This is a genomic window from Streptomyces sp. NPDC059037, assembly GCF_042740015.1.
Classification (GTDB): domain Bacteria; phylum Actinomycetota; class Actinomycetes; order Streptomycetales; family Streptomycetaceae; genus Streptomyces.
On sequence record NZ_JBHYIG010000329.1, the window covers coordinates 1 to 10,217 of the forward strand.

A 10,217-nucleotide genomic window follows, 5' to 3' on the forward strand; every position below is an offset into this window, starting at 1 on the left:
CCACCGTACACAGCGCACGTCAGACGATGATCAGCGGACCATCAACGGGCCATCAGCGGGCGGTCGCACGACCATCAGCGGACCGTCAGCTCTTCCGAAGCGGGCAACGGCACAGTCGTCCCAGACGGCGACGGAGAACAGTCGGCCGCAGACACCGCGAAGGTTGGTACCGCCATGTCCCGCTTGTTCGAAACCACTCAGCTCGGCACTCTGGACCTCCCCAACCGGCTCGTGATGGCGCCGATGACGCGCAACCGCGCCGACGCCGACGGCGTCCCGCAGGCGATCATGGCCACCTACTACGCACAGCGCGCCTCCGCCGGGCTGATCATCGCCGAGGCCGCAACGCCCAACGCGGTCGGCCAGACCTACCCGAACATCACGGCGATCCACAGCGATGCGCACGTCGCCGGTTGGCGCCAGGTCACCGACGCCGTGCACGCCGCGGGCGGCCGGATGTTCCTGCAGCTGCAGCACGGCGGCAGGGTCGGCCACCCCGACACCAGCGGCCTGACGCCGGTCGCACCGTCGCCGGTGCCGCTGCCGGACACGATCTTCACCCCGAGCGGGCACCAGCCGGCCGCCGTGCCACGCGAGATGACCCTCGACGAGATCGACTCCACCGTGGCGGACTTCGCCGCGGCCGCCCGCCGCGCCGTCGACGCCGGCTTCGCGGGAGTGGAGGTGCACGCCGCCAACGGCTACCTCCTCCACCAGTTCCTGGCGAAGGGCACCAACCACCGCACCGACGCCTACGGCGGCCCGGTCGCCGGCCGCATCCGCTTCGCCGTGGAGGTCGTCGAGGCCGTCGCCGCCGAGATCGGCCCCGAGCGTGTCGGCGTACGCATCGCTCCGGGCCTGACCGTCAACGGCATCGACGAGGGCGACACCGAGGACATCTACCCGGCGCTCGTCGACGCCCTGGCGGATGTGGGCGGCCTCGCCTATCTGCACGTCGTCTTCGCCGACCCGGAGCAGGCCGTCTTCCAGGAGATCCGCAAGAACTGGCCCGGCACGCTCATCGCCAACCCGGTGCTCGGCTGGGGAGGTCCGCTGCCCGCCGACGGCGGACGGGCGGCGGGCGAGCGGCTCCTCGCCGCGGGCGCCGACCTGATCTCGCTCGGCCGCGCCTTCCTCGCCAACCCCGACCTGGTCGAGCGGATGCGCATCGGGGCGCCGCTCAACCCCGTACGCGAGAAGGGCCTGATGTACACGGGCGGTGCGGCCGGGTACACCGACTACCCGGTGCTCGCCGAGGCTCAGGTGCCTGTGCTGTCCGCACCTTGAGCGGGCAGCACGCGGGCGCGCTTCGCCTTGCTCGCCCGGCGTCCCGCGACCGGTACGCCGAGCGGGCGGGCCAGGCCCACCACGCCTTCGTCGAGGCGCTGCAGATGGCGCAGGACGCGGTAGGTCACCGTGCCCGAGCGCAGCGCGCCGGGGCCGTCGGCCTCCAGCATGGAGGCGATGCTGGCGCCGGCCCTGACCTCGCCGTCCGCCTTGTCGTCGTCCACGTACGCGGTGATGACGTCGAGGTTGTGGGCGATGTGCCGGCCGGCCTTGGCCAGGCGTGGATCGGCGGCGACGGTCTTGCTGTAGGGCACGAGTTCGGCGGTCGCCGCCAGCGAACGGGCGTGGTACGCGCAGGTCTCCAGGAGCGCCACCAGATAGCGGGCGGTCCTGCGGCGGCCGCGCAGCGGGGTGATCGGGTGGGTCAGCGGCTGGATGGAGGCGCGCAGATCGTCGAGCGCGGTGTCCAAGTCGCGCGCCCTGTCGAGGAGATCGGCCGCGGGCCCGCCGCTCAGCTGCTCCACCGAGGCGGACACCACGTCGGCGAGCCGGGCGAGGACCGTGCTGAGCAGCTCGTCGGTGCGCCGGTCGGTGTGCACCGGCAGGACGAGGACGGCGGCGATGATGCCGCAGGCAGCGCCGAGCGCCGTCTCCTCGATGCGCAGCCAGAGCACGGCGAGGCTGTAGGTGTTCAGGAGGGTGTAGAGCAGGCCCAGCATCGCCGTGACGAAGAAGGACATGAGCGCGTACGACAGGGGAGCGGTGAAGAACATCGCGAAGATGAAGAGCAGTACGAGGCCGAAGGCGAGCCAGGTGTGGCCGCCGACGAGCCCCGCGAGGGCCACACCGGCGACCACGCCGAGGACCGTACCGAGCAGCCGCCGATAGCCCTTGACGAGGATCTCGCCCGTCGACGCGGTGTTGAGGAACACCACCCAGCAGGTGAGCACCGCCCAGTACCAGCGCTCGGTGGAGAGGAACTCGCCGCCGATGATGGCGAGCGTCGATCCCACGGCCACCTGGAATGCCGCCCTGGTGGTGGGGCGCCGGAGGCCGGCCTGCTCGTCCTCCGGCTCCACGGCCTGCTCGACACCGGCGATCGCGATGTCCTCGGCGTCGAACTCCTCGCGGGAACGGGTCGTCGCCGGAGAGTCGTCGGACTCGTCCTGCGGCCCGTCCAGGGCGAGCCGCAGTCCCAGCACGGCGCGGGCGGACTCACCGATGCCGCGGAAGACGTCCTGGACGGCGATCGAGGCCCGCGGCAGATTGTCCTCGTCGCGGTAGCCGAGCAGCCTGTTGCGTAGGTGTGCCAGGGCCGTGCCCCGGTCGGCGGAGACCGGCCGGGACACCAGCAGGTGCAGCGCCCGCAGGTCCCGGCGCAGGGTGAGCGTCGCGTCGTCCTCGGGGTGGATCCGCGTGCCGGTCTCCGGTACGGGCGCGTGCGGCAGATGCAGGGTGAGTGTGTCCGCGCGTTCGGCGCTGCGCGCGTTCAGGAGGAGGACGCCGAGACGTTCGGCGGCGATCTCCGCGTCCGCGACACGGCGTTGCACCAGGGCCGCGGTCGCCGCGTCCGGTGTGCCCTCCTCCAGGCGGCCCTGGATCATCAGGGCCGTCTCGTGCAGCCGGGCGGTGCCACGGCGCAGCTCGTCGAGGACCTTCTCCAACTGCTCGGGGGTGGCGTCCAGGAGCTCGATCTGGGTGGCCACCAGCTGCGCGAGCCGCGCCCGGAAGGCGACCCGGAGCCGGCCGAGGTCACGTTCGGGAGACTCCGGCACGACGGCGAAGCGGACGACGGCGCCGCACACGAAGGCGACGGTCAGGGCCAGATACAGCTCGGGCAGCGCCGCCGCGGTAGCGCCCACGAACAGGGAGACGAAGTAGACCTGGAAGCCGATGAGGCCCAGGGCTGTGCCCCGGTCGCCGAAACGGCGGCTGTAGACGGCGCCGAAGATCAGCGCCACGAAGAACACGTCACCCGCGATGACCTGGTCGTGCAGGAGCGCCGCGAGGGATATCGCCGCCAGCGAGACGGGCAGGCCGAGCGCGAGCGTGACCGCCTGGTCGCGCACCTCCTTCTCCTTGATGGCGAAGGTGGCGACCATGGCCGTCATGGCGCCCGCGACCATGTGCGTGACGTCCGTGCCGAACAGGGCGAGCACGACGAGCGTCAGGGCGATCGCCGCGACCGTCCGGAGCCCCGCCATCAGCCGCAGCAGCCCCGGGTCCGACGCCACGAAGCGGTCCCATGTGCCGGTCCTGGTCCGCCGTGTCACTGCGCTCACACCCTCATCGCCGCTGTTCAGGCCGAGATTCTGTCACGGGAAGACGCAACCGGGGCTTGAGGGTTGGGGGCGTCTCGACCCGTAAGACGAGGGGCGGAAGCGGCGAAAGTCTCCGGGGCGACTTCAACGAAAGACTTGAAGCCATGAATCCGGCAGACAAGGAAATCCCCGGGGCACAGCTGTGCCCCGACACCGCTGACACCGCACACAGCCCCGACGCCCGCCCGACCGTCGCGCGCCCCGCACCAGGACCACGCCGCTTGTGGACCCTCCTCGCCGTCAGCGCCGCCCAGCTCCTCGTCGTCCTCGACGGGACGATCGTGAACATCGCGCTGCCCTCCGCGCAGAGCGCCCTCGGTCTGTCCGACGCGAGCCGCCAGTGGGCCGTCACCGCGTACGCGCTCGCCTTCGGCGGGCTGCTCCTGATCGGCGGGCGGATCAGCGGGGCGCTCGGCCACCGGCGTACGTTCCTCATCGGACTGATCGGTTTCGCCGCCGCGTCCGCGCTCGGCGGGGCCGCCGCGAACCCCGGGGTGCTGTTCGGGGCGCGGGCCCTGCAGGGGGCGTTCGCCGCGGTGCTCGCGCCCGCCGGGCTCTCGCTCCTGACGGTCACCTTCTCCGAACCGGGGGAACGGGGCCGGGCGTTCGGCGTGTTCGCCGCGGTGGGTGCCGCCGGGTCGGCCGTCGGCCTGGTCGCCGGGGGACTGCTCACCGAGTACGCGAGCTGGCGCTGGTGCCTCTACGTCAATGTCCCCGTCGCGCTGTTCGCCGTACTCGGCGCGGCCTTCGTGCCGAGGGACCGGCCGGTGCGCGGGGCGGGCGGCCGGCTCGACGTGGCGGGCGCCTTGCTCAGTGCCGGGGGCTTCGCCGCGATCGTGTACGCCTTCAACGAGGCCGAGCCGCGCGGCTGGGACGCGCCGCTGGTCCTCACCCTCCTCCTGGCAGGTGTGCTGCTGCTCGTCGCGTTCGCGGCCGTGGAGGTCAGGGCGCCGCAACCGCTGCTGCCGATGCGGGTGCTCCTTGACCGCGCGCGGGCCGGCGCATTCGTCGCCATCACCCTGCTGTTCGTCGCGATGTTCGGTTTCTACCTCTTCATGAGCTACTACACGCAGACGGTCCTCGGCTATTCGCCGGTCCAGGCGGGCCTCACGCTGATCGTCAACGCCGTGGCCGCGCTGGTCGGTGCGACGCTCGTCGCCGGGCGGCTGCACGGACGCGTCGCACCCGCGGCGCTGATCCTGCCGGGGCTGCTCGCGGCGGCCGCCGGGATGTTCGTCCTGACCCGGCTCACCGCACAGAGCACGCACGTACTGCCTGTTTATCTGCTGCCCGCCCCTGTCCTGACGGGGCTCGGCCTCGGCTGCGTCATGCCGCCGACCGCGAGCCTGGCCACCGGGGGAATGCGCCCGCAGGACATCGGGGCCGCGGCGGCCGCGTACAACGCGTCGCAGCAACTGGGAGCCGCGCTCGGCACCGCCCTGCTCAACACCGTCGCGGCGAGCGCGGCCGCCGCCCACCTGGCGTCCCGGGCCGACGCCACGCCGACGGCCGCGTCCGTGCACGGCTACGCGGTGGCCCTGACCGTCGCCTTCGGCATCCTCGTCGCCGCGGCGTGCGTCACCGCACCGCTCATCGTCCGGGGGCGCCGGCCCGCAGCCCGTCCATGACGAGGTCGAGGAGCCGTCCGGCCCGCAGCTGCCAGTCGCCGTGCGGGTCGATCTGCCAGAGGCCCGCGATGGCGAGCATGAAGTCGTCGGGGGTCACGCCGGGGCGGATCGTGCCCGCCTCCTCGTTCGCCCTCAGGAGGGCCTCGACCGCAGAGGACAGCGAACCCTTGCTCAGCCCGATCAGGGTGCCCTTCGCGAGGGTCGCCTTGCGCATCGCGTCCGCCAGACCGGCCTTGGCCATGGCGTACTGCGCGAGCCGGTCCATCCACTCCCGCAGAGCCTCGTCGGGGGCGCGGGTGTCGAGCAGCTGGCACGCCGTGTCGCAGACCTGCTGGACCTCGTAGCGGTAGACCTCGAGGACGAGTGCCTCGCGGTTGGGGAAGTTGCGGTAGAAGGTGCCCTGCCCGACGCCCGCCTTCTTCGCGATCGCGCTCAGCGGGGCGTCGGCCGATCGCGTCAGCTCCGCGAGAGCCACTTCCAGGATGCGCTCGCGATTCCGTTGCGCGTCCGAGCGCAGCCGTGCGTCCTTCTGCTCCCGCACTCGCCCTCCTCCCGGGAATCACGGCGTGGGTCGGCTCGTTGCAGCCCGTGCCGGCCTTGCTAAGCGGACAACTGTCCGGTAAATTCAATGCTTGCGGACAGCTGTCCACTTAGGCTCACCATACCGGCAGAATCAGCCGGCGGGGGATGGCCGGTCGCGATCGCGGCCGACAGCCTCTCGCCGCACTTCGACGGTGTCGCGTGCGGCACCCCTACGCACAGCGCCATCTCTTCCCGAACTCACCGTCGGGATCGCCTCGTTCCACGCTCCCGCTCTTGAGCGGCAGTTGCTGAAAAAGCTGACAGAAGCGAAAGAAGGCCGATCGTGGCTCCATCGACGTCCAGCGCCATCACTTTGAACATCAACGGCGAAAAGCACACGCTGCCCGTCGACCACCGCACCACTCTGCTCGACGCGCTGCGCGAGCGCCTCGATCTGACCGGCACCAAGAAGGGCTGCGACCAGGGCCAGTGCGGCGCCTGCACGGTCCTGATCGACGGCCGCAGGGCCGTCTCCTGTCTGCAGCTCGCGGTCGCCGCCGAAGGCCGGGTGATCACCACCATCGAAGGCGTCGCCGACGGCGAGCGGCTGCACCCCGTGCAGCAGGCCTTCCTCGACCTCGACGGATTCCAGTGCGGTTACTGCACGCCGGGGCAGATCTGTTCGGCCATCGCGGTGATCGAGGAGCACGCCGCGGGCTGGCCGAGCGCGGCGACCGCCGACGTACGGCCCGAGGCGGTCGTGCCGCAGCTGACCGCCGACGAGATCAGAGAGCGGATGAGCGGCAATCTCTGCCGCTGCGGCGCGTATGTGTCGATCGTGCAGGCGGTCGCCAAGGCGGCCGCGAACGAGACCGCGGGCAGTACGGAGGCTGTGGCATGAGGGAATTCGACTACCGGCGCGCGATCGACGTCCCCGGCGCGCTCGCGCTGCTCGGCGCCGACCCCGACGCGCGCGTCCTCGGCGGCGGCACCAACCTCGTCGACCTGATGAAGTCGGGCGTTGAACGGCCCGCCCTGCTCGTCGACGTGCGCGAGCTGCCCCTCGACCGGATCGAGGTCACCGACGACGGCGGCCTGCGGATCGGCGCGACCGTCACCAACAGCGATCTCGCCGCCCACCCCGAAGTGCGCCGCCGCTACCCTGCGCTGGCGCAGGCCGTGCTCGCCGGCGCGTCGGGACAGCTGCGCAACATGGCCACGGTCGGCGGGAACCTGCTCCAGCGCACCCGCTGCGGCTACTTCACCGATCTGTCGAAGCCGTGCAACAAGCGTGCTCCCGGCAGCGGTTGCCCCGCCATCGAGGGCGAGCACCACAACCACGCCATCCTCGGCGCCTCCGGACACTGCGTGGCCATCCATCCCTCGGACATGGGGGTGGCACTCGCCGCCTTCGACGCCGTCGTGTCGTACGAAACGGCCGAGGGGACCGGCGAGTTGCCGCTCGCCGAGTTCTACCTCCCGGTGGGCGAGACACCCCACCTGGAGACCGCGCTGCCGTCCGGCGCGCTGATCACCGGCATCACCCTGCCGCCGGCTCCGGTCGCCACCGTCTCCCGCTACCGCAAGGTGCGCGAGCGCGCGTCGTACGCCTTCGCGATCGGCTCGATCGCCGCCGCGCTCGACGTCCAGGACGGTGTCGTACGCGAAGTGCGCATCGCCTTCGGTGCGGTGGCGTCCCGGCCGTGGCGGGCGCTGGAGGCCGAGCGTGTGCTGACCGGGGGCCCGGCGACCGCCGAGGCGTTCGCCGCCGCCGCGGACGCCGAACTGGCGGCCGCACGGACGCTGCCCCACAACGGCTACAAGGTGACGCTGCTGCGCAACCTCGTCGTCGCGATGCTGACCGAGCTCACCGAGGAGGCACCCCGATGAGGACACCGATGACGCCGACCACGACCACCACATCCACCGGGGTGACGGGCGCCGTCGGCGCTTCGTACACCCGCGTGGAGGGCCGGGACAAGGTCACCGGCTCCGCCCGGTACGCGGCGGAGGTCCCCTTCGCCGAACTCGCCCACGGCTGGCTGGTGTTGTCCACGATCGCCCGCGGCCGGATCAGCTCGGTCGAGTCGGACGCCGTGCGCGAGATGCCGGGTGTCCTGTCGGTCCTGCACCACGGGAACGCGCCACGCGTCGACGGTGACTACGTCAGCATGCTCGGCCCGCCCGACCCGATCGTCGAGGTCTTCCAGCACGACCGGGTGCCGTTCGTCGGCTGGCCCGTGGCGCTGGTCGTCGCCGAGACCTCCGAGCAGGCGCGAGAGGCCGCCGAGGCGCTGGTGGTGAAGTACGAGGCGGAGCCGCACGACGTCGCGTTCTCCGCCGCGCACCCCGACACGTACACACCGGACGGTGACAACCACCAGATGGAGAAGGGCGACCTGGAGGCCGAACTCGCCGCGTCCGCCCATGTCGTGGACGAGGAGTACACCACGCCCGAAGAGCACCACAGCCCGATGGAGCCGCACGCCGCGATGGCGCGCTGGGATGCCGGACGCCTCGAAGTCGTCGACTCCAACCAGGGCAGCACCTGGGTCGCGGACGAGCTGGCGAAGCTGTTCTCGCTCGACCCGGCTTCGGTACGGGTGCGGTCCGAGCACATCGGCGGAGCCTTCGGGTCCAAGGGCCTACGCGTCCACCAGATCCTCGCCGTGATGGCGGCGACCGTGCTCGACCGCCCCGTCAGGGTCGTCCTCACCCGCCGCCAGCTGTTCTCGCTCACGGGCTACCGCAGCCCCACCGCCCAGCGCGTCCGGCTCGGCGCCGACGCCGACGGGCGGCTGCGCGCGGTCGGCCACCAGGCGCACAGCCTCACGTCGAAGGTGCATGAATTCGTCGAGGGAAGCGCCGGGTTCGGGCGTCCGATGTACGCCGCGGACGCCCACCGCAGCGTCAACCGCGTCGTGCGGCTCGACGTGCCGACGCCGACCTTCATGCGCGCGCCCGGCGAGGCTCCGGGATCGTTCGCCCTGGAGTCCGCGATCGACGAACTCGCCGAGCGGACCGGCCTGGACCCGATCGCGCTGCGGGCCCGCAACGAACCGGACGTCGGCCCCGTCTCCGGGCTGCCGTTCGGCTCCCGCAACCTCGTGTCCTGCTTCGAGGAGGGCGCCCGCAGGTTCGGCTGGGCGGACCGGGACCCGCGCCCCGGCCTGCGGCGCGAAGGCCGCTGGCTGATCGGCACCGGCACGGCCGCGGCCACCTTCCCGGTGATCGCGATGCCGTCCACGGCGGCCGTGACGGCGGAGGCCGACGGCACCTTCACCGTGCGGATCACCGCGTCGGACGTCGGCACGGGGGCGCGGACCGCGCTGACCCTGATCGCCGCCGAGGCCCTCGAAGTGGCCCAGGACCGCGTCCATGTGCGCATCGGCGACAGCGACTTCGGCCCGGCGGCGATCTCCGGCGGCTCGATGGGCACCCGCTCCTGGGGCTGGGCGGTCACGGCCGCGGTGCGTGAGCTGCGGGAGCAACTGGCCCTGGGCGGCGACATCCCGCCGCAGGGGATCACCGTGCGATCCGACACCAGTGAGTACGTCTTCGCGCTCGCGCAGAAGGAACGGCACTCCTACGGGGCGCAGTTCGCCGAGGTCGCCGTGGACGTCACCACCGGCGAGGTGCGCGTACGGCGGATGCTCGGCATCTTCGCGGCGGGCCGCATCGTCAACCCGCTGACCGCACGCAGCCAGCTCGTCGGCGGCATGATCTGGGGCCTGTCGATGGCGCTGCACGAGGAGGCGGTCAGGGACCAGGCGACGGGCGGCCATGTCGGCGCCGACTTCGCGGGCTACCACTTCGCCGCCAACGCGGATGTGCCGGACATCGAGGCGGACTGGGTCGACGACCCGGACGCGGACGACCCCGTGGGCATCAAGGGCATCGGCGAGATCGGCATCGTGGGCGCCGCCGCGGCGATCGCCAACGCGGTCTGGCACGCGACCGGCGTACGCCATCGTGCGCTGCCGATCCGGCCCGACCGCGTCCTGGACGCGGCAGGAGTCCGGGATGCTTGACATCGCCGCCGAGCTCGACCGATGGGTGCGGGAGGGCCGGGCGTTCGCCGTCGCCACCGTCGTGGCGGTGGGCGGCAGCGCGCCGCGCCCGCCCGGCGCGGCCCTCGCCGTGGACAGCGAGGGCACCGCCATCGGTTCGGTCTCCGGGGGTTGTGTGGAAGGGGCCGTGTACGACCTGTGCGTGCAGGCCCTGGCGGACGGCACGGCGGTGCGCGAGCGCTTCGGCTACAGCGACGAGGACGCCTTCGCCGTGGGCCTGACCTGCGGCGGGGTCATCGAGGTCCTGGTCACGCCGGTGACCGCGGAGGCGCCCGTCAGGGGTGTGTTCGCGGCGGCGCTCTCGGCCGCCGCGAACGGCGGGGCGGCGGCGGGCGCCCGCGGGGGGCCGGGCCCCGCCGGGGGCTGTTAAACCTCACCGAGCCCACCGG

At 72.4% G+C, this 10,217-nt stretch carries 7 protein-coding genes and 1 pseudogene; 6 read left to right on the forward strand and 2 right to left on the reverse strand.

What is annotated here, in order from left to right; genetic code table 11:
• Nucleotides 1-174 precede the first annotated feature (174 nt).
• A complete protein-coding gene (locus ACFWY6_RS40030; RefSeq protein ID WP_384701197.1) occupies nt 175-1,287 on the forward strand; it encodes an alkene reductase in 1,113 nt (370 codons plus the stop codon).
• Here the strand turns inward: ACFWY6_RS40030 and ACFWY6_RS40035 are convergent.
• The gene (locus ACFWY6_RS40035; protein WP_384701200.1) at nt 1,260-3,569 is read right to left on the reverse strand and encodes an FUSC family protein; all 2,310 of its coding nucleotides are present in this window, start codon (nt 3,567-3,569) and stop codon (nt 1,260-1,262) included. The genes ACFWY6_RS40030 and ACFWY6_RS40035 overlap by 28 nt on opposite strands.
• A gap of 143 nt (nt 3,570-3,712) precedes the next feature.
• Here ACFWY6_RS40035 and ACFWY6_RS40040 point away from each other — a divergent pair, with 143 nt between their 5' ends.
• Complete coding sequence (locus ACFWY6_RS40040; RefSeq protein WP_384701203.1) at nt 3,713-5,236, forward strand: MFS transporter; 1,524 nt, start codon at nt 3,713-3,715, stop codon at nt 5,234-5,236.
• On the opposite strand, the gene ACFWY6_RS40045 is transcribed toward ACFWY6_RS40040, so the two are convergent.
• Nucleotides 5,199-5,777, reverse strand: a complete 579-nt coding sequence (locus ACFWY6_RS40045; RefSeq protein WP_266869632.1) for a TetR/AcrR family transcriptional regulator — start codon at nt 5,775-5,777, stop codon at nt 5,199-5,201. The genes ACFWY6_RS40040 and ACFWY6_RS40045 overlap by 38 nt on opposite strands.
• Before the next feature lie 324 nt (nt 5,778-6,101).
• Between ACFWY6_RS40045 and ACFWY6_RS40050 the strand changes: the two genes are divergently transcribed.
• From ACFWY6_RS40050 to ACFWY6_RS40065, 4 genes and pseudogenes are all read left to right on the forward strand, one after another.
• A complete protein-coding gene (locus tag ACFWY6_RS40050) occupies nt 6,102-6,659 on the forward strand; it encodes a (2Fe-2S)-binding protein (protein ID WP_384701206.1) in 558 nt (185 codons plus the stop codon).
• A complete protein-coding gene (locus ACFWY6_RS40055; protein ID WP_384701209.1) occupies nt 6,656-7,648 on the forward strand; it encodes an FAD binding domain-containing protein in 993 nt (330 codons plus the stop codon). The genes ACFWY6_RS40050 and ACFWY6_RS40055 overlap by 4 nt, the downstream gene beginning before the upstream one ends.
• The gene (locus ACFWY6_RS40060) at nt 7,645-9,789 is read left to right on the forward strand and encodes a xanthine dehydrogenase family protein molybdopterin-binding subunit (RefSeq protein ID WP_384701212.1); all 2,145 of its coding nucleotides are present in this window, start codon (nt 7,645-7,647) and stop codon (nt 9,787-9,789) included. The genes ACFWY6_RS40055 and ACFWY6_RS40060 overlap by 4 nt, the downstream gene beginning before the upstream one ends.
• Nucleotides 9,782-10,186, forward strand: a pseudogene (locus tag ACFWY6_RS40065) (XdhC family protein); the annotation flags it as partial. The gene ACFWY6_RS40060 and the pseudogene ACFWY6_RS40065, both read left to right, overlap by 8 nt.
• Nucleotides 10,187-10,217 lie beyond the last annotated feature (31 nt).